The organism is Sphingomonas sp. (genome assembly GCF_032114135.1).
Classification (GTDB): Bacteria; Pseudomonadota; Alphaproteobacteria; order Sphingomonadales; family Sphingomonadaceae; genus Sphingomonas.
Genome location: NZ_DAMCTA010000002.1, coordinates 322,194 through 348,169, shown reverse-complemented (window position 1 = coordinate 348,169; position 25,976 = coordinate 322,194). Strand labels below are relative to the sequence as shown.

At 68.3% G+C, this 25,976-nt stretch carries 22 protein-coding genes; 13 read left to right on the top strand and 9 right to left on the bottom strand.

The window, feature by feature from the left end; genetic code table 11:
- Window positions 1-94: 94 nt before the first annotated feature.
- The 4 genes from RT655_RS13645 to RT655_RS13630 are packed head-to-tail and all read right to left on the bottom strand — an operon-like array spanning window position 95 to window position 5,043.
- A complete protein-coding gene (locus tag RT655_RS13645; RefSeq protein WP_313537719.1) occupies window positions 95-2,497 on the bottom strand; it encodes an RNB domain-containing ribonuclease in 2,403 nt (800 codons plus the stop codon).
- 40 nt (window positions 2,498-2,537) lie between these two features.
- Window positions 2,538-3,158: a CatB-related O-acetyltransferase gene (locus tag RT655_RS13640; protein ID WP_313537717.1), complete on the bottom strand. Its 621-nt coding sequence runs from the start codon at window positions 3,156-3,158 to the stop codon at window positions 2,538-2,540.
- A gap of 41 nt (window positions 3,159-3,199) precedes the next feature.
- Window positions 3,200-3,799, bottom strand: coding sequence for a TIGR02466 family protein (locus RT655_RS13635; protein WP_313537715.1), 600 nt, complete (start codon window positions 3,797-3,799; stop codon window positions 3,200-3,202).
- Window positions 3,799-5,043 (bottom strand): threonine ammonia-lyase, encoded by a 1,245-nt coding sequence (locus RT655_RS13630; protein WP_313537713.1) that lies wholly within the window; start codon window positions 5,041-5,043, stop codon window positions 3,799-3,801. Before RT655_RS13630 ends, RT655_RS13635 begins: the two co-directional genes overlap by 1 nt.
- A gap of 57 nt (window positions 5,044-5,100) precedes the next feature.
- Between RT655_RS13630 and RT655_RS13625 the strand changes: the two genes are divergently transcribed.
- Together RT655_RS13625 and RT655_RS13620 are read left to right on the top strand one after the other, a co-directional pair.
- Window positions 5,101-6,756: an amidohydrolase gene (locus RT655_RS13625; RefSeq protein ID WP_313537711.1), complete on the top strand. Its 1,656-nt coding sequence runs from the start codon at window positions 5,101-5,103 to the stop codon at window positions 6,754-6,756.
- 4 nt (window positions 6,757-6,760) lie between these two features.
- Window positions 6,761-7,408, top strand: coding sequence for an HPP family protein (locus RT655_RS13620; protein WP_313537710.1), 648 nt, complete (start codon window positions 6,761-6,763; stop codon window positions 7,406-7,408).
- Window positions 7,409-7,528: 120 nt separating this feature from the next.
- Here RT655_RS13620 and RT655_RS13615 read toward each other — a convergent pair whose 3' ends face one another.
- The 4 genes from RT655_RS13615 to RT655_RS13600 all read right to left on the bottom strand — a co-directional run bounded on the left by RT655_RS13615 (window position 7,529) and on the right by RT655_RS13600 (window position 10,845).
- Window positions 7,529-7,912: a diacylglycerol kinase family protein gene (locus RT655_RS13615; RefSeq protein WP_313537709.1), complete on the bottom strand. Its 384-nt coding sequence runs from the start codon at window positions 7,910-7,912 to the stop codon at window positions 7,529-7,531.
- 112 nt (window positions 7,913-8,024) lie between these two features.
- Window positions 8,025-8,732, bottom strand: coding sequence for a response regulator transcription factor CtrA (gene ctrA / locus RT655_RS13610; protein WP_313537707.1), 708 nt, complete (start codon window positions 8,730-8,732; stop codon window positions 8,025-8,027).
- Between the two features lie 134 nt (window positions 8,733-8,866).
- A complete protein-coding gene (locus tag RT655_RS13605; RefSeq protein ID WP_313537705.1) occupies window positions 8,867-9,937 on the bottom strand; it encodes an AI-2E family transporter in 1,071 nt (356 codons plus the stop codon).
- Entirely contained in the window at window positions 9,934-10,845 is a 912-nt protein-coding gene (locus tag RT655_RS13600; protein ID WP_313537703.1) for a LysR substrate-binding domain-containing protein, read from the bottom strand. Before RT655_RS13600 ends, RT655_RS13605 begins: the two co-directional genes overlap by 4 nt.
- Window positions 10,846-10,958: 113 nt before the next feature.
- On the opposite strand from RT655_RS13600, the gene RT655_RS13595 reads away from it, so the two are divergent.
- From RT655_RS13595 to RT655_RS13550, 10 genes are all read left to right on the top strand, one after another.
- Window positions 10,959-11,657, top strand: coding sequence for a pirin family protein (locus RT655_RS13595; protein ID WP_313537701.1), 699 nt, complete (start codon window positions 10,959-10,961; stop codon window positions 11,655-11,657).
- Window positions 11,658-11,705: 48 nt separating this feature from the next.
- Complete coding sequence (gene wrbA / locus RT655_RS13590; RefSeq protein WP_313537699.1) at window positions 11,706-12,308, top strand: NAD(P)H:quinone oxidoreductase; 603 nt, start codon at window positions 11,706-11,708, stop codon at window positions 12,306-12,308.
- Window positions 12,309-12,383: 75 nt separating this feature from the next.
- Window positions 12,384-13,043, top strand: coding sequence for an RNA pseudouridine synthase (locus tag RT655_RS13585; protein ID WP_313537697.1), 660 nt, complete (start codon window positions 12,384-12,386; stop codon window positions 13,041-13,043).
- Entirely contained in the window at window positions 13,036-13,437 is a 402-nt protein-coding gene (gene arfB / locus RT655_RS13580; protein WP_313537694.1) for an alternative ribosome rescue aminoacyl-tRNA hydrolase ArfB, read from the top strand. The genes RT655_RS13585 and arfB overlap by 8 nt, the downstream gene beginning before the upstream one ends.
- 98 nt (window positions 13,438-13,535) lie before the next feature.
- Complete coding sequence (locus tag RT655_RS13575; RefSeq protein ID WP_313537692.1) at window positions 13,536-14,018, top strand: GAF domain-containing protein; 483 nt, start codon at window positions 13,536-13,538, stop codon at window positions 14,016-14,018.
- Between the two features lie 199 nt (window positions 14,019-14,217).
- Window positions 14,218-16,551 carry an alpha-N-acetylglucosaminidase gene (locus tag RT655_RS13570; protein WP_313537689.1) on the top strand — a complete coding sequence of 778 codons (2,334 nt, stop codon included), beginning with the start codon at window positions 14,218-14,220 and terminating at the stop codon, window positions 16,549-16,551.
- A complete protein-coding gene (locus RT655_RS13565; RefSeq protein WP_313537687.1) occupies window positions 16,548-17,696 on the top strand; it encodes a heparan-alpha-glucosaminide N-acetyltransferase domain-containing protein in 1,149 nt (382 codons plus the stop codon). Before RT655_RS13570 ends, RT655_RS13565 begins: the two co-directional genes overlap by 4 nt.
- A 114-nt stretch (window positions 17,697-17,810) precedes the next feature.
- Window positions 17,811-20,573 (top strand): cyanophycin synthetase, encoded by a 2,763-nt coding sequence (cphA, locus tag RT655_RS13560; protein WP_313537684.1) that lies wholly within the window; start codon window positions 17,811-17,813, stop codon window positions 20,571-20,573.
- Entirely contained in the window at window positions 20,566-21,462 is an 897-nt protein-coding gene (locus tag RT655_RS13555) for an isoaspartyl peptidase/L-asparaginase family protein (RefSeq protein ID WP_313537681.1), read from the top strand. The genes cphA and RT655_RS13555 overlap by 8 nt, the downstream gene beginning before the upstream one ends.
- The gene (locus tag RT655_RS13550; RefSeq protein WP_313537678.1) at window positions 21,455-22,255 is read left to right on the top strand and encodes a cyanophycinase; all 801 of its coding nucleotides are present in this window, start codon (window positions 21,455-21,457) and stop codon (window positions 22,253-22,255) included. The genes RT655_RS13555 and RT655_RS13550 overlap by 8 nt, the downstream gene beginning before the upstream one ends.
- A gap of 9 nt (window positions 22,256-22,264) precedes the next feature.
- Here RT655_RS13550 and RT655_RS13545 read toward each other — a convergent pair whose 3' ends face one another.
- Window positions 22,265-22,864 carry an alpha/beta hydrolase gene (locus tag RT655_RS13545; protein ID WP_313537675.1) on the bottom strand — a complete coding sequence of 200 codons (600 nt, stop codon included), beginning with the start codon at window positions 22,862-22,864 and terminating at the stop codon, window positions 22,265-22,267.
- A gap of 163 nt (window positions 22,865-23,027) precedes the next feature.
- Here RT655_RS13545 and RT655_RS13540 point away from each other — a divergent pair, with 163 nt between their 5' ends.
- Window positions 23,028-25,940 (top strand): triple tyrosine motif-containing protein, encoded by a 2,913-nt coding sequence (locus RT655_RS13540; RefSeq protein ID WP_313537672.1) that lies wholly within the window; start codon window positions 23,028-23,030, stop codon window positions 25,938-25,940.
- Window positions 25,941-25,976: the final 36 nt, after the last annotated feature.

Genomic DNA, 25,976 nt, shown 5'->3' with positions numbered 1-25,976 from the left:
ACATGCTCTTTGCGACAGCTTGTAGCGCGGCCCTTCCCGCTTTGCACGGATTTTGGACAGCGTTGCCGGACCGAGGGTCCGGCAACGTCTCGCCTCAGCGCTTGCGCCCGTTGTGGCGAATGTTTCCCGGGCGGCCGCGGCGGTGAATCACCCGCTTGGGGGCGCCCTTGCCCGGCCGGCCGGTGCGCTGCGGCCCGCCCGCCGATCCCTTGCCGTCGGGAAGCTCGAAGCGCAGTGCGCCGGAAACAGGGTTCGCCTCGACCAGCCGCAGTTCGATCCGCTGGCCTAGCGTAAATTCCTCGCCGCTATGCTCGCCGACCAACCGCTTGCCCGCTTCATCGAAGTGGAAATACTCGGCGCCCAAGTCGCGCGCGGCGACCAGTCCGTCGCCGCCAATGCCTTCCACGGTCGCGAAGAAGCCGAAATTCTGCACGCCGGTGATCCGCGCCGACATGATCTCCCCGACATGCGCGGCCAGATAGGCGGCGACATAGCGGTCGATCGTCTCGCGCTCGGCCTCCATGGCGCGACGTTCGAGCTGGCTGATCGACTGGCCGATCCGATCCATGCTGCCGGCTTCCTCCGCCGTCAGCCCGCCCGGCCCCAGCCGATAGGCGTCGACCAGCGCGCGGTGCACGACGAGGTCGGCATAGCGGCGGATCGGGGAAGTGAAGTGCGCGTAGGAGCCGAGCGCCAGGCCGAAATGGCCGACATTTTCGGGGCCGTAATAGGCCTGGGTCTGGGTGCGCAGCACCTGCTCCATCACCTGGGGGCGGAACTCCTCCTCGCCGACGCGGTCGAAGATGCGGTTGAAGGTGGCCGGGCGGATCACTTGGCCGAGCGCGAACTCGATTTCGAAGGTCTTGAGATATTCCTTGAGCGCAGTGAGCTTCTCGCGCGCCGGCGGCTCGTGGATGCGGTACATCACCGGCGTCTTCTTCGCCTCCAGCGCCTTGGCGGCGGCGACATTGGCGGCGATCATGTAATCTTCGATCAGCTTGTGCGCATCGAGCCGCTCGCGCGGCGCGACCGAGAGGATGCGGCCCTTCTCGTCGAGGACGATGCGGCGCTCGGGCAAATCGAGGTCGAGCGGCTCGCGCTTGTCGCGCGCCGCGTTGAGCGCGTGCCAGCAATCCCACAGCGGGCGGAGGGCATCCAATAGCCCCTCCCCTTCAGGGGAGGGGTTGGGGTGGGGCAGTGCGCCCGCAGCGCCGGATTCGCTCCCAGCTCGGGCCCCACCCCCGACCCCGTGCTGGGTGAACAGCGCCCCGCGCTGTTCAGGCTCTGCCGGGGGCAGAGCCGACCCAGCACGCCTGAAGGGGAGGGGCTTATCGAGGGTCCCATCGATAGCCGCCTGTGCGTCCTCATAGGCGATGTTGGCCGCCAGCCGCACGACGGCGCGGGTGAAGCGCCAGCTCTTAAGCGCCCCGCTCTTGGTCACCTGCAGATGGCAGGCGAGCGCGGCGCGGTCGACGTTCTCCTTCAGCGAACACACGTCCGCCGACAGCACCTCGGGCAGCATCGGCACGACCCGATCGGGGAAATAGACCGAGTTGCCGCGCTTGCGCGCCTCGCGGTCGAGCTCCGAACCGGGGCGGACGTAGAAGGACACATCGGCGATCGCGACGATCGCCTTCCAGCCGCCCTCGTTGGCGGGATCATCGTCGGGCGTCGCCCAGACGGCATCGTCATGGTCGCGCGCATCGGCGGGGTCGATCGCGACGATCGGCAAATGCCGCAGATCCTCGCGGTCGTTGCCCAGCGGCTGCCTGGCCACCCGCTCGGCCTCTTCCAGCAACTCCTCGGAGAAGACATTGGGGATGCCGTGGCGGTGGATCGCGATCAGCGAGAAGCTGCGCGGGGCGAACGGATCGCCGAGCCGCTCGACCACCCGCGCGGTAATCCGCGGCGGGCGACCGGCTTTTTCGGCCAGCACCAGATCACCGGGCTCGGCGCCGCCCGCGTCGGAGACCGGCCAGCTGCGCCGCTCCTTTTTCTCGACACCTTGCAGCCAGAGCTTGCCGCCCTCCTCGTGGAGCACGCCGAGCATCAGTTCCTCGCCGCGGGCGAGCTGCTTCATCGGATGCGCGATCCAGCCGTTGCCGGCCTCTTCGGTGCGCGCGAGGATGCGGTCCCCCACCCCCAGCGCCGAGCGTTTGCCGCGCATCTCGCGGACGCGCAGGCGCGGTGCGGGGACATGCTCGGCCTCCCAGCGCTCGGGCACCGCCCAGGTGGTGTCGCCGTCCGCATCGGTGATCCGCAGCACGGTCACCTTGGGCAGCCCGCCCATCTTGTGGAAGGCGCGGCCGGGGGCGACGTCGATCAGCCCCTCGTCGCTCATGTCCTTCAACAGCGCCTTGAGCAGGATCTTGTCCTGTGCGCTCAGCCCGAAGGCCTTGGCGATCTCGCGCTTGCCGGCGGGCGTATCCGAGGATGCGATGAAATCGAGAATCTGCTGCCGTGTCGGCAGTCCTGCGCTTGTTCTGTTCTTAGCCATTGGCCTCCAACATAGGCGCGGAGGATCGACAAACCAATCGCTATCCCGCCGCGGCCGCGCGTTCGAAGGCGGCGGCGTTTTCGACCGTCGGCTCCAGCGCGAAGTCGGGCGCCTGGGTTGAGGCGTGCGCCAATGCCGCACGATCCATCTCCCACCAGCGGGTGCGCTCGATCGCCGCGATCACGTCGGGCGAGAAGCGGTGGCGGATCAGCTTGGCCGGGTTGCCGGCGACGATCGCATAGGCTGGAACGTTGCGCGTCACGATCGCACCCGCCCCGATCACTGCGCCGCGGCCGATATGCTTGCAGCCGGGCGTGATGATCGCGTGATGGCCCACCCACACATCGTCCTCGACGATCGTCGGCTGCGCGACGACGCGGTCGCGATCGATCACGCCCCGGCTCTTCAGGTAGAAGATCGGGTGCGTCGACAGCGCCTGGAGCGGATGGTTGGCCGAGATGATCTGTGCCGATGCCGCAAAGGAGCAATAGCGGCCGATCTTCGTGCCCGGCGGGATGCGCCAGCGATCGAAAGCGCCATAGCTGTAGTCGCCGATTTCGATGCCGTAGAGCGTCTGGAAGCGGCGGCGGAGATACGGGCTCTCCTCGTGATTCCGTATCAGCTTCAGCAGAACCCGGTCGATCGTGCTCTGAAGTCCCATCGCCTTCTATTCCCCTGTTCGCCGCTGGCCGAGTTCGCCCGTCACCATCGATAATTGAAGCTGATGCTGATCCGCTTCTCCTTGGCCGCGCCGGGCGGGACCTCGTGGCGCAGCCAGCTTTCCCAGAGCAGCACGGTGCCGACCTCGGGCACCACCTCGATGAAGGGCTGGAGCGATTCCGGCGCATCGGGCCGCCGCGTCGGCGCAGCCATCATCATCGCCAGCCGCGGATCCTCGAGCTTGAGCCCGCGTGCGCCCTGCGGCAGCGCGACATAGAGGGTGCCCGACACGACACTGTGCGGATGGATATGCGCGCCGTGGCCACCCTTGCCGTCGAGCACGTTCACCCACAGGCTGTCGAGCTTAAGCTTGCGCCCGGCGAGATCGAACGCGCAGGCCTCGGCGAACTTGGCGACATGCTTGTCGAGCAACCGCTTAAGATCGGCGAAGGCCGGGTCACGGATCGGCAGATCGTTCAGCGAGGCATAACTGGTATAGCCGCGATAGTGGTTGTCGCGGCACCAGCGCCGGCCGGCGCTATCGTCCTCGGCCAGTTGCAGGCACGAGGCTTCGAGCTCGGCGACCAGCGCGTCGTCACCCAGCGGCTGCTGATAGAACAGGGTCGAAAACAGCGTGCGCATCAGGCGGACTCGACCATGCTCACTTCATACTGGGCACGGCGCAGCGCGGTGATGAGCCGGTCGAGATGGTTGCGATCGCGCGTCTCGCATTCGATGTCGGTGATCAGCCCTTTGGCAGGCAGCGAGGTGAACACGCGCTGGTGGTAGACCTCGATGATGTTCACGCCCTGCTCGTGGAAGATCCGCGCGACATGGAACAGCGCACCGGGACGATCCTGCAGGCGGATGCGCAGCCGCGCCAGGCGGCCAGAACGGGCAAGATCGCGCAACAGCACGTTCGCCAGCAGCCGGGTATCGATATTTCCGCCGCACAGGATGGTGCCGACGGTCTTGCCCTTGAAGCGCTCGGGTTCGGACAGCAACGCGGCGAGGCCCGCGGCCCCTGCCCCCTCGACCACCGTCTTCTCGATCTGGAGCAGCAGGCTCACCGCCTCTTCCAGCCGGCGCTCGCCGACCAGCACGATGTCGTCGACCAGCGCCTCGACGATCTTCGCGGTGATGCTACCCGGGAACTTCACCGCAATGCCCTCGGCGAGCGTATCGCCCGCGCACGGCATTTCGGTGTGGTGCACCCGGTTGTACATCGAAGGGTAAAGCTCGGCCTGGACGCCCAGCACATCGATCGGCCGGTCCTGCGCCTTGGCGACGACCGCCGCGCCCGAGATGAGCCCACCGCCGCCGATCGGCACGACCAGCGTGTCGATGCCGGGCACGTCCTCGAGCAGCTCTAGCGTCGCGGTGCCCTGGCCGGCGATCACGCGGGGATCGTCGAACGGGTGGATGAAGGTGAAGCCGCGCTCCGCCTCCAGTTCGCGCGAATGCTGGTAGGCGGCGTCGAAGGTTTCACCGTGCAGCACGACATTGGCGCCATGCCCTTCGGTCTGGGTGACCTTCACGATCGGCGTGTTCTTGGGCATCACGATCGTGCTGGGGATGCCCAGCCGCGTCGCGTGATATGCGAGGCCCTGCGCATGGTTGCCGGCCGACGCCGCGATCACGCCCTTGGACCGCGCCTCCGCGTCCAGTTGCAGCAGCGTATTGAGTGCGCCGCGTTCCTTATAGGCGGCGGTGAACTGGAGGTTCTCGAACTTGAGGTACACGTTCGCGCCGGTCAGCTGCGAGAGCGTGCGGCTGTGCAGCGTCGGCGTGCGCACCACCGCGCCGCTAATCCGCGCCGCGGCCGCCCGAACATCGTCGATCGACACGGGGAGCGAGGCGGGCACGGGTGCTGCTTTGGTAGCCATAGCCTTCCCGCCTAGACCATCTGGCGCGGCAGGGGAACAGGCCCTATGCCCTCGCCCATGTTCACGCGCCTCAAGCGGCTTGCCGCCGCCACCGCCCTGCTGCTCGCGCCCGCCGCCCAGGCCGATGGAATCGTCGACAATGTCAACGGCATCACGCTCGACGCCAAGGGGGCGGTGGTGCGCTTCGAGGCGCTGCAGATCGATCCCTATGGCAAGGTGGTCGCGGTCTACGCCAAGGGCCAGAAGCGGCCCAGGAAGATGGTCTGGCGACTGGACCTCAAAGGCGCGACGATCGTGCCGGGCATGATCGACGCGCATGGCCATTTCATGGGCCTAGGCTTCCAGCAGCTCCAGCTCGACCTGTCCGCCACCACCAGCCTCGACGACGCGCTCGCTCGCATCGGTGACTACGCGACGAAGAGCCGGGCGAAATGGGTGCTGGGCCGCGGCTGGAACCAGGAGGCCTGGAAGCTCGGCCGCTTCCCCACCGCCGGCGATCTCGACCGTGCGGTGAGTGATCGCCCGGTGTGGCTGGAGCGGGTCGACGGCCATGCCGGCTGGGCGAACAGCAAGGCGCTCGAACTCGCCGGCATCACCGCCGCGAGCAAGGACCCCGCCGGCGGCCGCATCGAGCGCGACGCAAGCGGGCGCCCCAGCGGCGTGCTGGTCGATGCCGCGACCGAGCTGGTCGCCAAGGTCGTGCCGCAGCCCACCCCGCGCGAGCGCAACGCCGCGTTCCTCGCGGCCCAGCAGAAACTGCTCTCGCTCGGCGTCACCGCCACTGCCGACATGGGCACCACGGTCGACGACTGGGAGACGATGCGCGGCATGGCTGATATCGGCCAGCTCCACCTGCGCATCATGAGCTATGCCCACGGCGTCGATACCGCGCTGCGCGTGGCGGGCGCGGGGCCGACGCCCTGGCTGTATGGCGACCGGCTGCGGATGGGCGGTATCAAGCTCTATGCCGATGGCGCGCTCGGCTCGCGCGGCGCGTGGCTCAAGGCCGACTATAGCGATGCGCCGGGCAACAAGGGGCTGGGCTTCCTCACCGACGACCAGCTACTCAACCTGATGGCGCGCGGCGCGATGGACAATTTCCAGATCGCCGTCCACGCGATCGGCGACCGCGCCAACCAGCAGGTGCTCGACGCCATCGAGATCCTGACCGAGACCTACAAGGGCGATCGCCGCTGGCGGATCGAGCACGCCCAGATCATCGATCCCAAGGACCTGCCGCGCTTCGCGAAATACGGTACGATCGCTTCGATGCAGCCGGTCCACGAGACCAGCGACCGGCTGATGGCGGAGGCGCGACTCGGGCCGGACCGCCTCACCGGCGCCTACGCGTGGAAGACGATGCTGCGCAACGGGACGCACCTCGCCTTCGGGTCGGACTATCCGGTCGAGAGCCCGGATCCCTGGACGGGCTGGGCGGCGAGCTTCACGCGACAGGATGCGAGCGGCAACCCGCCGGGCGGCTGGCGGCCGGAAGAGAAGCTGACTCGCGAGGAAGGCTGGGCAGGCTTCACTATCGGTGCGGCGTATGCGGGATTTGCCGACGACAAGATCGGGCGGCTGGCACCGGGGCTGTGGGCCGATTTCCTGATCCTCGATCGCGACCCGCTAACGGTCTCTCCCTCCGAGCTGCGTGGCACGAAGGTGGTCGAAACCTGGATCGGCGGACGCCGCGCCTGGGGCGCGAAGCCCTGAGCCCGTGTTCCGGCTGGTGATGGCCGGCGCGCAGTGGCGCGACCGGATCGGCGCGGCACTGGGCGGTGCTATCGGCATCGGGGTGACGGCCGGGGTGTCGGCACTCGCGGGGTTCGATCGTGAGACGACGATCCTGCTGGCGGCGCCGATCGGAGCCTCGGCTGTGCTGGTGTTCGCGGTGCCGTCCAGTCCGCTGGCGCAACCCTGGCGGGTGATCGGGGGGAACGGGATTTCGGCGCTGGTCGGCTTGGCGGTGGCCTGGTGGCTGGGGCACGGCGCGCTTGCCGCTGGCGTAGCGGTGGGACTGGCCATCCTCGTGATGTCGCTGACCCGCAGCCTCCATCCGCCGGGCGGCGGCACGGTGCTGCTGCCGGTTCTGGCGCCTGCGATATTGGCGAAGGGGCTCGGCTTCGTGCTTCTGCCGATCGGCGTCAACGCCGTGCTGCTGACGCTGTGCGGGCTGCTCGTCCACCGGTTCACCGGGCACAGCTACCCCCACCGCGTGCAACCCGCCCCGCCCGCGCCGGGATTGCTTCCGGAGGACATCGACGCGGCGCTTGAGGAAGCGGGGGAGGCCTTCGACGTCAGCCGCGAGGACCTGCTGGCGCTGCTGGCACGGGCCGAACAACACGCGGCGGCGCGACGCGGGTGAAGCGTGCGAAAAGCCCCTCCCCTTCAGGGGAGGGGTTTGGGATGGGGTCTGAGCTGGGAGCGAGTCCTGTGCTTGTCGGTCATCCCCACCCCAACCCCTCCCCTGAAGGGGGGGAACTGTTTACGGCAGCACTCGCAGCAACGGCGGTCCCAGCGTCAGCAGCCCGATCGCCGCAGCCGCCAGCGACGCCACCAGCACCCCGCCTGCAGCGAGATCCTTGATTCGGCCGATCGCGGGGTCGAAGTCCGGGCAGAACCGATCGCAGAGATCCTCGATAGCGGTGTTGAACGCCTCGGCCAGCCAGACCAGCGCGATCGCGAGGACGATCCAGCGCCATTCGTCCCACGACAGTCGCAATAGGGCGCCGGCAGCCAACACACCCAGCGATGCAGCCAGATGCACGCGTGCGTTATGCTCCTCGCGCACCAGCATGCGCAGTCCGCGGATCGCGTAGCGGAAGCTCTTCAGCCGCGCGGAAATGCTGAAGCCAGGTTTGTTGGTCATCGTCATCCGGTCAGCGTGGCCGATCCGCCGTTCGCCGGCCAGCCTCGAAACGAAAAGGCCGCCGCCACCCGGAGGTGACGACGGCCCTGCCCCTGCGTGATCGGTTGGGAAATCAGGCGACCTGGGTATCCGCCTGCATCGCCTCGTCCGGCTCGCGCAGCACATAGCCGCGGCCCCAGACGGTCTCGATATAATTGTCGCCTTCGCACGCCATGCTCAGCTTCTTTCGCAGCTTGCAGATGAAGACGTCGATGATCTTGAGTTCGGGCTCGTCCATGCCGCCATAGAGATGGTTGAGGAACATCTCCTTGGTCAGCGTGGTGCCCTTGCGGAGCGAGAGCAGCTCCAGCATCGCATATTCCTTGCCGGTCAGGTGCACGCGCGCGCCGTCGACCTCGACGGTCTTGGCGTCGAGGTTCACCGCCAGCTTGCCGGTGCGGATGACCGACTGCGAATGACCCTTCGAGCGGCGAACCACGGCGTGGATGCGAGCGACCAGCTCGTCGCGGTGGAACGGCTTGGTGACGTAATCGTCGGCGCCGAAACCGAACGAGCGCACCTTCGAATCCATCTCGCTAATACCAGAAAGGATCAGCACCGGGGTCTGCACCCGCGCTGTGCGCACCTTCTTCAGCACGTCATAGCCGTGCATGTCCGGCAGGTTCAGGTCGAGCAGGATGATATCGTAGTCATACAGCTTGGCGAGATCCAGGCCTTCTTCGCCCAGGTCGGTCGTGTAGACGTTGAACCCTTCGCCCGAAAGGATCAGTTCGATCGCCTTGGCTGTGCTAGGCTCGTCTTCGATCAGCAGCACGCGCATTGCCGGTTCCCCTGTCCACACCACACGACGTAGCCCCGTTGCCCGACGCGCTGGACGCTTCATTAACCTAAGCGTCAATGAAGCCGAAAGGTTAATTTCTCGTAAGTTTGTAGGTTCCGCAAGCCCCGGGAAATCTACGCATCGGGTTTGGACGTATCTGTCGAAGCCGCAGATCGAAGGTCGATTTCCTCACCGAGAACCTCGCGCAGATACAGGCTACGCACCAGCGTGAAGATCACCACCAGCAGCGCGGCAGAGAAGAACAGGCCGAACAATCCGAAGACGAAACCGATGCCGATGATCGCGAATAGCGTCACCGCGGGCGGAATAGCGATCACGCGGCTTTGCACGAAGGGAGTGAGAAAGTTGGTCTGGACGATTCGCACGCCGGCGAAGACGAGCAGGCAGCCGATCAGCGCCCCCGATCCGCCGGTGGCGGCAAGGCCAAGCGCCGGCAGCATCGCTGCTGCGGGGCCGACATAGGGGATAAACTCACTCAGCCCCGCCAGCAGCCCTAGCGCGGCGGGCGATGGTACGCCCGCGATCCACAGCCCCGCGCCGACTAGCAGGCCCATGCTGGTCATCAGAATCAGCTGGGTGCGCAGCCACAACCGCAGCGTCGTGCCAACGTCGGCCAGCGCATCACCAATGGCGTCGCGCATATTCCCCTTGGGCGCGAGCAGCAGCAATCCGCGCAAATACACCCCCGGATCGGCGGCCATGAACAGCGCACCGACCAGCAGCAGCAAGGCGTTCAGAAAAAGCTCGAACGAACCGAGCGCGAATCCGCTCGCGTCGCGTGCGACTCGGGAACCGGCGAACGCCGCCTCGCCCGCGTCGTAGAGTTTCGCCGCCACCGGGCTCTCCTGCGCCCAGGCCTTCAGCCGCACCACCAGCTGCGGGATCGAGCGGACCAGCGCCTCGACCTGTGGGCCGAACTGCACCGCGAAGAGCCAGACGAGGAAGGCGATCGCAGCCACCACGGTGAGCATTGCGGTGACCACCGACCAGCGCTTCGGCACGCCGATCTGCGCGTAGCGATCGGCGATGGCGCGAATCACCACCGCCCCCAGCACCGCGCCGAAGGTGAGGATCAGCAGGTCGGCCGCGCGCACCAGCGCGACCACTACCGCGCCGACGGTGAGCAGAATCAGGACGCGGCGGATGAACCGCGCGTCGGCATCATCGGGGACGAGACGTTTCACGCTGCCCGAACGCAGATGCTGCGCAACCGCTCCGTGAGAAACGCGATCAGCGCTTCTACCCGCACGGGTCGCCTGGATCCCGGCGGGGTAACCAGATGCAGCCCGACCGATCCCGCGACCCAATCGGTCAGCACCGCCTCCAGCCGGCCGGTGGCGATCTCCGCATCGACCAGGAAACCGGGCAGCCGGGCGACGCCCAGCCCTGCGCGCAGCGCGGGGAGCATGGCCTCGCCATTGTCCGTGCGCAGCGGCCCGTCCACCCGCACCGCGGCCTCCTCGCCGCCCGCCTTCTTGAAGCGCCAGACCCCCGGCGTGGCGGTATTGGTGTAGACGAAGCAGGCGTGGCGCGCGAGGTCGGCAGGATGCTGCGGTCGCCCGGCACGCTCGAAATAACCCGGCGCCGCGACGACGTGGATGTTGACCGGACCCAGCCGGCGGGCGCGCAGCGAGCTGTCCGGAAGTTCCGCGATGCGGATCGCCACGTCGATGCCCTCGCCAACGATATCCACGAACGCGTCCGAAAGCGTCAACTCCACCTTGATCTGCGGATGCGCGGTCATGAACTCGGCGATCAGGCCGGAAAGATGGCGCGAGCCGAAGGTCAGCGGCGCCGCCAGCCGCACCACGCCGGAGGGCGCACTGGCGCTTTCGAATGCCGCTTCCTCCGCCGACTGTCCGTCGTCGAGGATCCGCTGGGCGTGTTCGGCGAGTTGCTGTCCGCTGTCGGTGAGGGTCAGCCGTCGCGACGTGCGGTGAAACAGCGCTGTCCCCAGCCGCTCTTCCAGCCGGGTGATCGCCTTGGAAACCGTCGCCTTGGAGACCCCCAGCGCCAGCGCCGCGCCGCTGAACGAGCGATGCTCGACGACGCTGGCAAATACCGCCCAGGCTTCGAAATCCGGTAGCTTCATCCCCGCGTCTCCTGCTCCGGCGAAGCCATATCACGAAACGATTGGTTTCCAACGTTTCCGTTTACGCGCCCATGCCAATGCCTATCTTGGCGGCAACACATGGGAGATCAGCAATGATCGACAAACGCAGTTTCGAGAGCCTGGGCGGCGCCGATCATGGCTGGCTCAAGGCCAAGCACCATTTCAGTTTCGCCGACTATTACGAGCCGTCCCGCATGGGCTGGGGCGCGATTCGGGTGTGGAACGACGACGAGATCGCCCCCAATTCGGGCTTCCCACCGCACCCGCACCAGAACATGGAAATCATCACCTATGTTCGCGCTGGGGCGATCACCCACCAGGACTCGATGGGCAACAAGGGCCGCACCGAGGCGGGTGACGTGCAGGTGATGAGCGCCGGCACCGGGGTGCGCCATGCGGAGTATAATCTCGAGCCGGAGACGACCCAGATCTTCCAGATCTGGATCCTGCCGCGCGAGGCCGGCGGCCAGCCGAGCTGGGGCGCCAAGCCGTTCCCCAAGGGCGATCGCTCGGGCCGCTTCGTCACGCTCGCGTCCGGGTTCGCCGAGGACGAAGGCGCGTTGCCGATCCGCGCCAACGCCCGCGTGCTGGGCGCCACGCTGAAGGCGGGCGAGAGCGTTACCCACAGCGTCGGCGAAGGCCGCCACGCCTACCTCGTCCCCGCCGCCGGTGCGATCACCGTTGACGGAGATGCGGTAAACGCCCGCGACGGCGCGGCGCTTTCGGGCGGCCGGACCGTTACGATCACCGCCGTTCAAGACGCCGAGATCGTTCTCGTCGATTCCGAATAACCCGGGGCCCCGCCCCTCGCGTTGCCATTCGCACAAGGAGCTTCTGCCATGACCAAGATCCTCGTTCTCTATTACTCCTCGTACGGCCACCTCGCGAAGATGGCCGATGCCGTCGCCGAGGGCGCCCGCAGCGCCGGCGCCGAAGTGGACGTGCGCCGCGTTGCCGAGACCGCACCGGCCGAAGTCGCGCAGGCCGCCGGCTTCCGTGTCGATGACAGCCATCCGCTGTTCGACGATCCGAACCAGCTCGCCCAATATGACGGCATCATCGTCGGCAGCCCGACCCGCTTCGGGCGCATGGCCAGCCAGATGGCGGCGTTCTGGGACAAGGCCGGCGGCGTGTGGTTCCAGGGCCAGCTGAACGGCAAGGTCGGCGGCGCCTTCACCTCCACGGCCTCGCAGCATGGCGGCCAGGAAACCACGCTGTTCTCGATCCTCACCAATCTGATCCATTTCGGCATGACCATCGTCGGCCTCGACTATGGCTTCCAGGGCCAGATGGGCGTGGACGAAGTGAAGGGCGGCACGCCCTATGGCGCGAGCACCATCGCCGATGGCGACGGCAGCCGCCTGCCCAGCGACGTCGAGCTCGAAGGCGCCCGCTACCAGGGCCGCCGCATCGCCGAAGTCGCGACCAAGCTGAAGGCGTAAGCCTTCCAGTCCCTCTCCCGCTCGCGGGAGGGGCTTTTTGCGTGCACGGCCCGCCACACCCGCTATATCGCGCCCATGTTCAAGGACCGGGTACTCTTCATCGACGGCGAAGCGCTGATCATCGACAAGCCGGCGGGCCTTCCCGTCGATCGCCCACGCGACCGCAGCGAGAGCCTGGAGGATCTGCTCGAACAGCTGACCTTCGGCTTCGAGCGCCTGCCGGTTCCTGTCCACCGGCTCGACCGCGACACCAGCGGTTGCCTGCTGCTCGCGCGCAACCCCAAGGCGATGAAGCGCTTCGGCCAGGCCTTCGGGGCGGGCCAGGTCACCAAGCGCTATGTTGCGATCCTCGACGGCGTGCCCGAAACCGAAAGCGGCGAGATCGACCTGCCGCTCGGCAAGGTGTCGACGATCGAGGAGGGCTGGCGGATGACGCACGATCCCAAGGGCAAGTCCGCGCGCACTCGCTGGAAGCGGATGGAAGTGCATGACGGCCGCGCGCTGGTCGCCTTCTATCCCGAGACCGGGCGGACCCACCAGATCCGCGTCCATGCGCTCGAAGGCATCGGCATCCCCATTGTCGGCGACCCCGTTTATGGCCGCGGCGGCCCCGCGATGATGCTACACGCCCAGTCGATCACCGTACCGCGCCCGGGCAAACCCGACGTGCACGGCGACGCGCCGCTGCCCGCGCGCTTCCACCATATCGGCTTCGGCCGGCCGGCACATGGCTGAGATCCCCGACGCGGCGATTATCGAGGAGAAGTTCCTCGCCGCGACGGGACCCGGCGGCCAGAATGTCAACAAGGTGGCGACCGCGGTGCAGCTGCGCGTCGACGTTTTCCGTCTGGGGCTCTCGCCCTATGCCTATGAACGGCTGAAGGAGCTTGCCGGCACGCGGATGACCTCGGCGGGCGAGCTGCTGATCACCGCCCGGCAATACCGTACCCAGGACGCCAACCGCACCGACGCCCGCCAGCGCCTCTCCGACCTGATCGACAAGGCGCATGAGCGCCAGGCCAAGCGGATCAAGACCAAGCCGAGCAAGGCCGCCAAGGCGCGCCGGGTGGATGCGAAGAAGGGCCGGTCGGCGGTGAAGGCCGGGCGGGGCAAAGTTTCCCTGGACTGACCGGAGAGCGTTTCCTCCCCCGCCAGGTGGACGAAAGGCTTAGTGCGCAGGTAGGAACACCCCTCGCACCCGGCACCGCGATCCCCTACATCGCGGCCATGTACAGCTTCGACATCACCGCCGACACCAAGGCCGAGCTCTATCGCGACCTTGCCGCCGCCCTCGATTCGCTGACCGCCGACGAGCCCGATCCGATCGCCAACATGGCGAACGTCTCCGCGCTGATCGGTCAGTACCTGCCCGATCTCAACTGGTCCGGCTTCTACCGCAACCTGAACGACGAGCTGGTCCTCGGTCCCTTCCAGGGCAAGGCAGCCTGCATCCGCATCCCGTTCGGCAAGGGCGTGTGCGGCGCGGCGGCAGCAACCCGCGAGACCCAGCTGGTCGAGGACGTTCATGCCTTCCCCGGCCATATCGCCTGCGACGCCGCCAGCAGGTCGGAGCTGGTGGTGCCGATCGTCCATCAGGGCGAATTGCTCGGCGTGTTCGATCTCGACAGTCCTCTGCCTGCCCGCTTCGATGCCGGGGACGCGGCAGGGTGTGAGGCACTCATGCGGATCCTCGCACCGCGTATCGCCTGACCTTCCCCATCTTCGCGCGGTAAAACAAAGCGTTGAGGTGCTTCTCGCGCCCCCGTCAGGCCAACAGGTAATACCAAAACTTGTTTTTGTATTGAATTGGCCTTGACAGAATAGGACCGGTACCGGCGAATGTCGGGTCTGGGGTCAGTGCGGCTGCAAGGCAGCGCCGCCCCCGGCCCCGACCGCTGGAGAGTTTGCCTTGGCCCACCCCGCTGCCCGCCGCCTTCCGTTTCTCGGCTCCGTCGCAGCCTGCCTTGCCCTGACCACCCCCGCCGCGGCGCTGCCCAGCCACCCGTCACCCCCCGCCGCTCCGCAGTCGCAGACTGCCGCCGCCCGCGCCGTCCTTGCGCGGCTCGGTGTCGATACGACCAAGATCGACCTTGCACTGGTCCCCGGCACCACGCCGCAGTTCCGCGCCCGCACCATGGCGGGCAAGCTCCGCATCGAAGGCACCTCGCCGGTCGCGCTGGTGCGCGGCGCCGCGCGCACCCTCGGCCAGCAGGGCAGCCTGTTCGTTTCCTGGGAGGGCGTACGCAACCGCACGTTTGCGCTCCGCAACGGCTATGACAGCGGCGTGGTCGCCTCGCCCTTCTCGCTGCGGACGTACCTCAACACCTGCACCTATGGCTACACCACCCCCTGGTGGAACTGGGGCCGCTGGGAGCGCGAGATCGACTGGATGGCAGCGCACGGCGTCGACACCCCGCTGGCGATGGAAGGCCAGGAGTTCGTCTGGCGCGCGCTGTGGCGCGAGCAGGGCATGAACGACGCCCAGATCGCCGAGGGCCTTTCCGCCGCGCCCTTCCTCCCCTGGCAGCGGATGGGCAACATCGCCGGCTATCGCACGCCGCTCTCGGCCAACTGGATCGAGAAGAAGCGCGTCCTGCAACGCCAGATCCTCGCCCGTATGCACGCGCTCGGCATGAAGCCGATCCTGCCGGCCTTCTCGGGCTATGTGCCGGAGGCGTTCGCCAAGGCGCATCCGGAAGCGAAGATCTACCAGATGCGACAATGGGAGGGCTTTCCGGGCACCTATTGGCTCGACCCGTCCGACCCGCTGTTCGCCAAGCTCGCCGCCCGCTTCCTGCAGCTCTACACGGCGACCTACGGCCCGGGCGACTATTACCTCGCCGACGCCTTCAACGAGATGGTCCCGCCGATCGCCGAGGACGGCAGCGACGCCCGCGCCGCCACCTATGGCGACGCCATCGCCAACACCGCCGCCACCCGCGCCGCCGCCCTCCCCAAGGAGGTGCGCGACGCCCGCCTCGCGGCCTATGGCGAGCGGCTCTACCGCTCGATCACGGCCGCCGCGCCCAATGCGACCTGGGTGATGCAGGGCTGGCTGTTCGGCGCCGACAAGGCCTTCTGGACCCCCGACGCGATCGCCGCCTTCCTCTCCAAGGCCCCCGACGAGCGGATGCTCGTGCTCGATATCGGCAATGACCGCTATCCCGGCATCTGGAACGCGACCAAGGCCTTTTACGGCAAGGGCTGGGCCTACGGCTACGTCCACAATTACGGCGGCAGCAACCCGGTCTATGGCGACCTGAACTTCTACCGCAGCGACGTGACGGCGGCGCTCGCCAATCCCGGCCATGGCCGGATGCGCGGCTTCGGGCTGTTCCCGGAAGGGCTACACAGCAACAGCATCGCTTATGCCTATGCCTATGACCTCGCCTGGGGCGAGATCGGCGCGAACGGCCAGGCCCGGCCGCTCGATGCGTGGCTCGGCGACTATGCCAAGGCCCGCTACGGCAAGACCTCGCCCGCACTGGTCGCCGCCTGGGACAAGGCGATCGCGGGGGCCTATACCACCCGCTACTGGACGCCGCGCTGGTGGCACGAGCAGGCCGGCGCCTATCTGCTGTTCAAATTCCCCAGCCTCGACGGCGCCGACTATCCCGCGGCGCCGGGCGACCCGGTGGCACTCCGAGCCGGAATCGAAGCCCTGCTCGCCCAGGCGCCGCAGCATGCCGGCGAACCGCTCTACACCTATGACGTAGTGGACCTCGTCCGCCATTATGCCAGCGTGAAGCTCGACGACCGGCTCAAGACCGCCGTCGCCGCCTACAAGGCCGGCGACCTCGCCACCGGCGATCGCGCTGCTGTGGCGGCCGAGAAGCTGGCGAAGGATGTCGACGCGATCGCAGGCAACCAGCAAGAAACGCTCGGCAGCTGGCTCGCCGATGCCGCCGCCTATGGCGACACCCCCGCCGAGAAGGCAGCGTTCGTCGAGCAGGCCAAGGCGGTGGTGACCGTCTGGGGCGGTACCGGCCACCTCTCCGACTATGCCTCGCGCGCCTGGCAGGGGCTGTATGCCGGCTATTACTGGCCGCGCTGGCAGCGCTTCCTCGCCGCCCAGCGCGCCGCCGCGGCCGCGCATACCGACTTCGACGCCAAGGCGACCGCCGCCGCGATCCGCGACTGGCAGGCCGGCTGGCTCAAGGACGGCAAGATGTGGACTCGCCAGCGCCCCGCCGCCCCGCTAGCCCTTGCCCGCACGCTCCTCGCAGAAAGCGACGCCCGATGACCGAAACCCAGGCCAACACCGTCGCCGCGCTCGCCGGCAAGCCGCGCTTCCTCGCGCTCGACGTGTTTCGCGGCGCGACCATCTTCCTGATGATCCTGGTCAATACCTCGGGCCCCGGGGCCGCGCCCTACCCGCAGTTGGTCCATGCCAAATGGTTCGGCTTCACCCTGGCGGATCTGGTGTTCCCCACCTTCCTGTTCGCGATGGGCAATGCGATGAGCTTCGCCTTCCGCAAGGCGGTGGCGACCGGGCCGTTCCTCGCCCGACTGTTCAAGCGCGGCGCGATCATCTTCTTGCTCGGCTATCTGATGTACTGGTTCCCCTTCGTCGAGCAGGGCGCGCACGGCTGGGAACTCGAGCCCTTCGCGCTCACCCGCGTGCCGGGCGTGCTCCAGCGTCTCGCCCTCTGCTATGTGCTGGCCGCCTTGCTGATCCGCTGGCTCAAGCCCCGCCAACTGCTGCTCGCGGCGATCGCGCTGCTGCTCGGCTATTGGGCGATCCTGCTCGCCTTCAGCCCGCCGGGCATGGCCTATGACAAAGTCGCCAATATCGGCACCCAGATCGACCTGTGGCTGCTGGGGCCAGGGCATCTCTACAAGAAGGATGCCGGCTTCGATCCCGAAGGGCTGCTCGGCACCCTGCCCGCCACCGTCAACGTGATCGCGGGCTATCTGGCCGGCCTCGCCATCGTGCAGGGCGGTGATCTGCACCGTACCGTCGGGCGGATGGCGCTGATCGGCGTGGCGCTGGTCGTGGCCGGACTCGCCTGGTCGCCCTGGTTCCCGATCGCCAAGAAGCTGTGGACCGGCTCCTATGTGCTCCTCACCGTCGGGCTCGACCTGCTGCTGCTCGGGGCTGCGATCTGGCTGATCGAGATCGCCGGGTTCAAACGCGGCACCCGCTTCTTCACCATCCTCGGCCGCAACCCGCTGGCGATCTACCTCTTCTCCGAGCTGTTCGTGACCGTGCTGGGGATGATCCCGGCGGGCGAGCATGGCGGCGTGTACGACGCGGCCGGCGTCGGCGTGTTCCAGGCCATCGCGCCGGGGCCGTTCGGCTCGCTGCTCTGCGCTTTCGCCTATACGATGCTGTGCTGGGCGGTGGGCTGGTGGATGGACCGCAAGGGGCTGATCCTGAAGGCCTGACAAGGCAGTTTTATTTCAAATAGTTGATCCGCATCAGTCGGGGAACGCTGGGAAATCTGGGCCGTTGGAGCGGCTCCGGCACTGGTTCTCAGCGCCCCCTTCTAGAGGTCCACTATGACAGCGTTGGTGCAGCCGGCCGATTTCGTGCGCCCGGCTTCGGCAAACGGATTGCGGGTGCTTGAGCGGAGCGTCTATCGCGGTCCGCACCTGTTCAGTACGCGCCCGATGATCCGCATCCAGGTCGATCTGCGCGATCTGGAGCAATGGCCGAGCGACAAGCTTCCCGGCTTCACCGATGCACTGCTCGCCCTGCTTCCCGGCCTCGGCGTCCATGGCTGCAGCTATCAGCGCCCCGGCGGCTTCGTCGAGCGGCTGCGCGAAGGCACCTGGATGGGCCATATCATCGAGCATGTCGCGCTGGAGCTGCAGACGCTCGCCGGCTCGCGCGTCGCCCGCGGCAAGACCCGCTCGGTCAGGGACCGGCCGGGCGTGTACAACATCCTCTACACCTATCGCGACGAGACGCTGGCGCTCGCCGCCGGTCTGGCCGCAATCCGGCTGGTCGCCGATCTGCTGCCCGAGCCGCTGCGCAAGGTGGAGGGGCTGCAGCTGCTCGGCACGCCGCCGCTCGATGCGCCGCAGGACGTGCGCGCGATCCTCGCGTCGCTGCAGGCGATCCTGAAGGCGAATGCGCTCGGCCCCACCACCCGCGCGCTGGTCGAGGCGGCGGAGCGGCGCGGCATCCCGGTCACCCGCCTCAACGAGCAGAGCCTGATCCAGTTCGGCCAAGGCAGCCGCCAGAAGCGCATCCGCGCCAGCATCACCGGCGACACCGCGCAGATCGCGGTCGATATCGCCGGCAACAAGGCAATGACCAAGCAGCTGCTTGGCGAGGCCGGCCTGCCGGTCCCGCGCGGCGTGGTCGTACGCCGGGTGGAGGAAGCGCTGGCCGAGGCCAAGCGGCTGCGCTGGCTGGTGGTGGTCAAGCCGCTCGACGGCAACCACGGCCGCGGCGTCACCACCGGCATCGCCGACGAGGAGGCGCTGCGCACCGCCTTCGATCTCGCGCTCCAGCACGGCCGCCGCGTGATCGTGGAGCAGCAGGTGCCCGGCAACGATCACCGCATTCTCGTCGTGAACGGCAAGGTGGTCGCGGTGGCCGAGCGGGTGCCGGCGCAGGTGATCGGCGACGGCTTCCATTCGATCGCGCAGCTGATCGACGACCTCAACCAGGATCCGCGCCGCGGGAATGGACATGAGAATGTCCTGACCCGCATCGTCATCGACGAGGCGATGCTGGCGCTGCTGGACAAGAGCGACCGCACCCCCGCCACCATACCGATGGCCGGCGAACAGGTGATCCTGCGCGATACCGCCAATCTCTCGACCGGCGGCACCGCGGTCGACCGCACCGACGTGATCCACCCCGCCAACCGCGCGATCGCCGAGCAGGCGGCGGCAGTGGTCGGGCTCGACGTGTGCGGGATCGACTTCCTCTCGCCCGACATTCGCCGCCCGGTGGGCGAAACCGGCGGCGGCATCGTCGAGGTCAACGCAGCACCCGGCTTCCGCATGCACCTGGAGCCCTCCAGCGGCACCCCCCGCGACGTCGCTGCGCCGGTGATCGACATGCTCTACCCGCGCGGCAGCCGCAGCCGGATCCCGATCTTCGCGATCACCGGCACCAACGGCAAGTCGACGACCGCGCGGATGGTGTCCCGCATCCTGCAGCAGGCCGGCAGGAATGTCGGCATGACCTCGACCAGCGGCATCTATTTCAACGGCCATCTGATGGTCGAGGCCGATGCCAGCGGGCCGAAGAGCGCGCGCACCGTGCTGCGCAACCCGGCCGTGGATGTCGCGGTGCTGGAGACGGCGCGCGGCGGCATCCTGCGCGAAGGGCTCGGCTTCGACGGCGCCGATGTCGGCGCGGTGCTCAACGTCACCGCCGATCATCTCGGACTCAAGGGCATCGACACGGTCGAGGACCTCGCCAGGGTGAAAGGCGTGGTGGTGGAGAGCGTCGCGCGGCGCGGGCATTCGGTGCTCAATGCCGACGATCCGATGTGCCATCGCATCGCCCGCCATGCCCGCGGCACCATCGTCTGGTTCTCGCTGGCCGGCGGCCGCGACATGTCCAGCGATCTACGCCGCCACATTGCCGAGGGCGGCATGGCGGTGGTGCGCGAGCCCGGCAGCTATGGCGGCTGCATCGTCCTCCATCGCGGCGGCGAACGCATCGAGGTGATGGCCGCCGCCGACATCCCCGCGACGCTGGGCGGAATCGCCGATTTCAACATCGCCAATGCGCTTGCCGCGGTGGCGATGTGCGCGGCGCAACGGCTGTCGATCGACACGATCCGCGACGGGCTAAGTGCCTTCAGCATCTCGTTCGAGGATTCGCCCGGCCGGTTGAACATCCACGACGCGCATGGGCGTCGCCACATCCTGGACTATGCGCACAACCCTGCGGGTCTGCAGGCGCTGGGCCAGGTGATCGATAGGATGCGCAGCCGCTACAACCGCGTGATCGGGATGGTGAGCATCCCCGGCGACCGGCGCGACTGCGACATCGTCGAGATGGGCCAGCTCGCCGGTGCGATCTTCGACGAGATCGTGTTCCGCGAGGCGCCCGACGGCCGCGGCCGCCCGCGCGGCGAGACCAACGGGCTGATGTCCGAAGGCGCGATGACGGCGGGCGTGCGGCCCGATCGGGTCCACCGCATCGTCGACGAGATGGAAGCGGTGGACATGGTGCTGCAGCTCGGCCGCCCCGGCGACCTGCTCGTCATCATGCCCAGCGCGATCCAGGCGGTGTGGGACCGTATTCTCACCTTCCAGCCCCAAGCCGTCGTTCCGGAGAAGCTCCATGCCTGAAGCAACCCGCTGGTCGATCATCGTCCATGGCGGCGCCAAGACGATCGATCCGGCGCTGCACGATCGCAATCGCGCGGGAACCACCGCCGCTGCCGAAGCCGGCGCGGCGGTGCTCCGCGCGGGCGGCAGCGCCGTGCTTGCGGCCGAAGCCGCGGTGCGGGTGCTGGAAGACGATCCGGTGTTCAACGCCGGCTTCGGCTCGGTCCTCACCAGCGACGGCACCGTCGAGATGGATGCGGCGCTGATGGAAGGCACCGAACTGACGCTGGGCGGCGTCGCGGGCGTGCGGCGCGTGCGCAATCCGGTCAGCGTCGCCCGCGCGATGCTGACCGCCCGTCCGGTGCTGCTCGCCGGCGAAGGCGCGGAGCGGTTCGCAATGGACAATGGTATCGAGCTGGTCGAGCCCGAGACAATGCTCTCCCCCGAAGCGCTCGCCTCGGAAAACAGCAGGGCGCACGACACCGTCGGCTGCGTCGCGATCGACACCACCGGCGCGATCGCCGCGGCGACCTCCACCGGCGGGCTGCCCGGCAAGCACCCCGGACGCATCGGCGACTCCCCCGTCCCCGGGGCGGGACTTTACGCCGACGACACGCTGGGCGGGTGCGCCTTTTCGGGCGACGGCGAGGCGATCCTGCGGACGATGCTCGCGGCGCAGGTCATGCACGCGCTCGAACGCGGCGGCTCGGCCGGCGAAGCGGCGGACCATGCCATCGCCCGGCTCGGCCGGGTCGGCGGCGAGGCGGGTGCGATCGTCGTGGAGCGATCGGGCGCCTTCGGCATTGCCCATAACAGCGATCATTTCGCGCTGGCACTCCATTCCCATGGGCTCGATGCCCCGCGCGCGGGCGTCCACCGCGACGAATTGAAGGACGTGCTGCATGGCTGATTCCGGCGGACCACTCATCATTATCGGCGGCCACGAAGACAAGGAAGGCGACAAGACCATCCTCAAGGAGGTCGCGCGGCGGGTGAACGGCGGCAAGCTCGTCATCGCCACCGTCGCCAGTCACCAGCCCGACGGCTATTTCACCGCGTATCAGAAGGCCTTCGGGGCACTCGGCGTCGACAATCTTGTTGAGCTCTACGTCCATGAACGCGGCGAGACGCTGGAGCAGGAAACCCAGTCGGTGTTCGACGATGCGGCGGGCATCTTCTTCACCGGGGGCGACCAGCTGCGCATCTCCAGCCAGATCGGCGATACGCCGGTCGAGCGGATGGTCCGCGACATCCACGCCCGCGGCGGCGTGGTCGCAGGCACCTCGGCCGGTGCCTCGGTGATGAGCGAGACGATGCTGGTGAAGGGCTCCAGCGCCGAATCGCACCGCATCGGCGACCTTCACATGGCGCCGGGCCTGGGACTCGTGCGCGACGTGATCATCGACCAGCATTTCGCCGAGCGCGGGCGGATCGGCCGGCTGCTGGGCGCGGTGGCGCAGAACCCGCGCGTGCTCGGCATCGGCATCGACGAAGACACCGCGATCGTGCTGGAGGGCTGCTGCTTCCGCGTGGTGGGTGCCGGTGCGGTCACCATCGTCGACGGCTCGGGGGTCACCCGCTCGAATATCGCCGAGGCGAGCCCGGAGCGCACCTTATCGATGCACGACGTTCGCCTGCACGTGCTCAGCCATGGCGACGAGTTCGACCTCGACCAGCGTCGCCCCCTCTCCAAGAAGGACTGACTGCCCCGTTCAGTCCTGCTCTGGCGCCAGCACCGCCGCCAAGGCATCGGCGGCCTGGGCGCGGCGCTCGACGATGCCCGCGGTCATCCGCAGGACGAGATCGCGGGCGCCCTGCCAGTGGCTGCCGCTGCGACGGGCATGCGGCAGCTGGGGCATCCCGCCCACCGCGCTGCCCCAGCCGGTGGCGAGCGCCTGCACCCGCTCGGCAATCGCCGTGTCGGGCGTGTCGCCGCTCAGCAGCAGCGAGGGGAAGGGCAGCCGGATCTTGGGCGAGGCGAAATGCGCAGCATCGCCCTCCCCCGCAATCGGATCGATCAGCAGCGCGCCTGCGACCCGGGTGATATAGTCGCGCGGCGAGAGCCGGGCCCACCAGGTCGCGGCGAAGCAGCTCGCACCATTCGCTACCAGCAGCACCGGCCGCTCGGCATGGAGGATCGCCGAATCGAGCTTGGCCGCCCACAGGCTGCGCTGGCGCACCGTCTCTTCCGAGTAATCGAGATGCGCATCGGCCCGCAGCGGCGCACCGAACAATGCCGAAAGCGCGCGGGCCGGGCCGTTGCCGGTGCTGATCACCGAAAAGCGATCCAAGGGGGTCGTCACGAGCGTCATGGCGAGTCTTCCCGTGTGCTGGTCGGATGAGGCTATATGCTCTTTCGGACCCGCGCAATGCGGATCGTGCGACCCGGATCGTGGCTTCCGCACGCTTCAGCGCGGCCCCTTGCCGGGCGCCCCTTCGCAGGGCACGGGGCGAACGGAGGCAATAAGGCGAGCGATGCGGCGCAGACGAACCTGGACGATGCTGCTGGTGCCGGCGATCCTCGCCGCCGCGCCCGCCAGCGCGCAAGCGCCGCTCCAGCGCAGTATCGACCAGTATAACCTCCGCGCCTGGCATCTGGTCGACGGCGCGCCGCCGGACATCTGGGCGCTCGCCCAGGCGCGCGACGGCTTCCTGTATCTCGGCACCGGTGCCGGGCTCTACCGCTTCGACGGCATCAGCTTCGAGCCGGTAGTGCCCGGCATCGGCCGCTTTCCCTCGCGCAACATCACCGCGCTGCTCGCCGATCCCGATGGCAGCCTGTGGATCGGCCATTTCGACGGCCATGTCTCGCACCTCCGGGGCGGCCGGGTGGCCAACTTCGATGCGCCCAATGCAACCGTCGAGCAGTTCGCGCGCGGACCGGACGGTGCGATCTGGGCGGCAATGTCGGGCGTGGAGGGCGGGCTGTTCCGCATCGGTGCGTCCGGCATTGCCCGGGTGGGCGTCGAGCAGGGCATGCCCGCGGGGCGGGCGGCCAGCGTCGTCGCAGGCCGAGACGGTGCGATCTGGGTCGCGACCGAAGCCGACATTCGCGTGCTGCGCGCGGGCGCCTCGCGCTTCGTGCCCGTCACGCGCAGCCTCTACCGCGTCCGGCTCGCCGTGGCGCCGGACGGGCAGGTCTGGGCCTCGGGGGACCCCGCAGGCAGGTCCGCTGCGCGTGCGGCGGGGGTCAAGATCGCGCCGCTGATGCCGGGCATGCACCCGCCGGCTGCGGACCGGATGGGCTTCACGCAGGACGGCACGCTGTGGCGGACGCTGTTCGCCGGGGGCGTGCTTCAGACCCGCGGACCGGGCAACGCCGCCCCGTCCTTCACCCGCGTCACCACCAAGCAGGGCCTGCCCTCCCTCGTCGCGGTGCCGCTGCTGGAGGACCGCGAGGCCAATCTCTGGATCGGCACCAATCTGGGCCTGTTCCGACTGCGACCGGTGAGCGCCGCCGCCGCGCTGCGCGTTGACGATACCGTCCTCGGCGGGTTCGAGCTTGCGGTGACGCAGGACGGCACCGTCTATGCCGCGAACCCGCATGATCTCTACCGCGCCCGTCCAGGCGAGCCGCTGCGATGGCTGCGCCGCTTCGATCAGGGGATCGCGATGCTGGAGGCGGATGGCGCCGACCTGATCGTTTCGCTTCAGGACAGGTTGGTGCGGCTGCACGACAACCGTTTCGTGACCTTGCCCACGCCAACGCTGCCCGGCCCTGCCGCGACCTGGTCGCGGCAGGGGAACATGCAATGGATATCGGTCCAGGACGTCGGCGTGTTCCAGCTGGCGGGGGGCCGCTGGCGCCCGCTTGGCGCCGCCGACCAGCCGGCGAGCCGGATCTACACCGCCTCCGGCCTCGGCGGCGGGACCTGGTTCTACGGGCAGGATCGCCTGTATCGACGCGACCGAGCGGGGCTCCAGGCCATCCCCGGCGACAGGGTCGGAAGCATTGCGATGGTCTCGGACGGCCCGGCGGGCACGCTGGTCGGCGGCGAACTCGGGCTCGCCCGGCTCGAGCGAGCGCGGCTGCGGGCGCTGTCGGACAGCCGCGTGCCCGAGCTTGGCGGAATCACCGGCATCGTCCAGGCGCCGGACGGCACGGTGTGGATCAACGGCGTGCGCGGGCTGGTGCAGACCAGCGCGGCGGCGCTCGACGCGGCCTTTGCCGACCCGCATGCCCGCCTGCAGCACCAGCTGTTCACCGCCGCCGACGGCCTGCCCGGCGTAGCCCAGCAGGGCGCACCGAAGAGCACCGCGGTGCGCGGCGGCGATGGACGGATCTGGGTGGCGGACAATGTCGGCATCGGCTGGATCGACCCTGCTAGGATCGTCCACAACCGGCTGCCGCCGCCGGTGACGATCCTGCGGCTAACCGCGAACGACCGCAGCTATCCCCAGCCGCGCGCCGTCGCCCTCCCTGCCGGCACCGCCAATCTGCGGATCGCCTATACCGCGCTGAGTCTCGCGGAGTCGGAGCGGATACGCTTCCGCTACCGGCTGATCGGCGTCGACCGCGACTGGATCGACGCAGGCGCCGCGCGCGAGGCCTATTATGCCAATCTCGGCCCCGGCAGCTGGCGCTTCCAGGTAATCGCGGCCAACAATGACGGGGTATGGAACCGCGATGGCGCGTCTGTCACCGTCACCATCGCCCCGCATTTCTACCAGAGCTGGTGGTTCCGGCTGCTCGCGATCGGCGCGGGCGTGGGCCTGCTGTGGCTTCTTTACGCCTGGCGCCTGCGCGAGCAGATCGCCCGCGCCCGCGCCAGGGCCGAGGCCCAGCTCGCCGAACGCGAGCGCATCGCTCGCGAACTGCACGACACGCTGCTCCAGAGCATGCAGGGGCTGATGCTGCGCTTTCAGGCCGCCGCCTATGCCACCGAGCCCGGCTCCCAGGCGCAAACATTGATCGACAGCGCGCTGGAACGCGCCGACGACGTGATGCTGGAAGCGCGTGACCGGGTGCTGGCGCTCCGCCGCATCATCGGCCCTGGCGATCCGCAGCCGCTGATCGATGATCTCGCCCGCTATCTCGAAGAGGAAGGCCTGGTCATCACCGTAACCCGCGAGGGGCCGGCGCTACGGCTCTCGCCCGAGGCGCTCGAGCATATCCTCGCCATCGTGCAGGAGGCACTCGCCAATGTCCGCCGCCATGCGGGCACGATGCTGGCGCAGGTACAGGTGAACAGCAGTGAGGGCCGGTTGCGGATCGAGATTATCGATCAGGGCTGCGGCATCCCGCCGGATATCGTCGCCGCCGGACAACGGCCTGGCCATTATGGGCTGAAAGGCATGCACGAACGCGCCGCAGCGCTCGGCGGCACGGTCGAGATCCGCCGCGGCGTACCGATCGGCACGACGGTTTGCCTGATCGTAGGACGGTGAGGGACGACTTGCGTCTGCACTGTTTCTGAACGATGA

Bases quoted from the DNA above. Each gene is read 5' to 3' on its own strand.
- RT655_RS13635 (WP_313537715.1), bottom strand. From the start codon at position 3,799: ATGCGCACGCTGTTTTCGACCCTGTTCTATCAGCAGCCGCTGGGTGAC.
- RT655_RS13630 (WP_313537713.1), bottom strand. From the start codon at position 5,043: ATGGCTACCAAAGCAGCACCCGTGCCCGCCTCGCTCCCCGTGTCGATC.
- RT655_RS13640 (WP_313537717.1), bottom strand. From the start codon at position 3,158: ATGGGACTTCAGAGCACGATCGACCGGGTTCTGCTGAAGCTGATACGG.
- RT655_RS13550 (WP_313537678.1), top strand. From the start codon at position 21,455: ATGGCTGATTCCGGCGGACCACTCATCATTATCGGCGGCCACGAAGAC.
- RT655_RS13540 (WP_313537672.1), top strand. From the start codon at position 23,028: ATGCGGCGCAGACGAACCTGGACGATGCTGCTGGTGCCGGCGATCCTC.
- RT655_RS13645 (WP_313537719.1), bottom strand. From the start codon at position 2,497: ATGGCTAAGAACAGAACAAGCGCAGGACTGCCGACACGGCAGCAGATT.
- RT655_RS13575 (WP_313537692.1), top strand. From the start codon at position 13,536: ATGTACAGCTTCGACATCACCGCCGACACCAAGGCCGAGCTCTATCGC.
- RT655_RS13545 (WP_313537675.1), bottom strand. From the start codon at position 22,864: ATGACGCTCGTGACGACCCCCTTGGATCGCTTTTCGGTGATCAGCACC.
- RT655_RS13615 (WP_313537709.1), bottom strand. From the start codon at position 7,912: ATGACCAACAAACCTGGCTTCAGCATTTCCGCGCGGCTGAAGAGCTTC.
- RT655_RS13565 (WP_313537687.1), top strand. From the start codon at position 16,548: ATGACCGAAACCCAGGCCAACACCGTCGCCGCGCTCGCCGGCAAGCCG.
- ctrA (WP_313537707.1), bottom strand. From the start codon at position 8,732: ATGCGCGTGCTGCTGATCGAAGACGAGCCTAGCACAGCCAAGGCGATC.
- wrbA (WP_313537699.1), top strand. From the start codon at position 11,706: ATGACCAAGATCCTCGTTCTCTATTACTCCTCGTACGGCCACCTCGCG.
- cphA (WP_313537684.1), top strand. From the start codon at position 17,811: ATGACAGCGTTGGTGCAGCCGGCCGATTTCGTGCGCCCGGCTTCGGCA.
- RT655_RS13600 (WP_313537703.1), bottom strand. From the start codon at position 10,845: ATGAAGCTACCGGATTTCGAAGCCTGGGCGGTATTTGCCAGCGTCGTC.
- RT655_RS13595 (WP_313537701.1), top strand. From the start codon at position 10,959: ATGATCGACAAACGCAGTTTCGAGAGCCTGGGCGGCGCCGATCATGGC.
- RT655_RS13625 (WP_313537711.1), top strand. From the start codon at position 5,101: ATGTTCACGCGCCTCAAGCGGCTTGCCGCCGCCACCGCCCTGCTGCTC.
- RT655_RS13555 (WP_313537681.1), top strand. From the start codon at position 20,566: ATGCCTGAAGCAACCCGCTGGTCGATCATCGTCCATGGCGGCGCCAAG.
- arfB (WP_313537694.1), top strand. From the start codon at position 13,036: ATGGCTGAGATCCCCGACGCGGCGATTATCGAGGAGAAGTTCCTCGCC.
- RT655_RS13585 (WP_313537697.1), top strand. From the start codon at position 12,384: ATGTTCAAGGACCGGGTACTCTTCATCGACGGCGAAGCGCTGATCATC.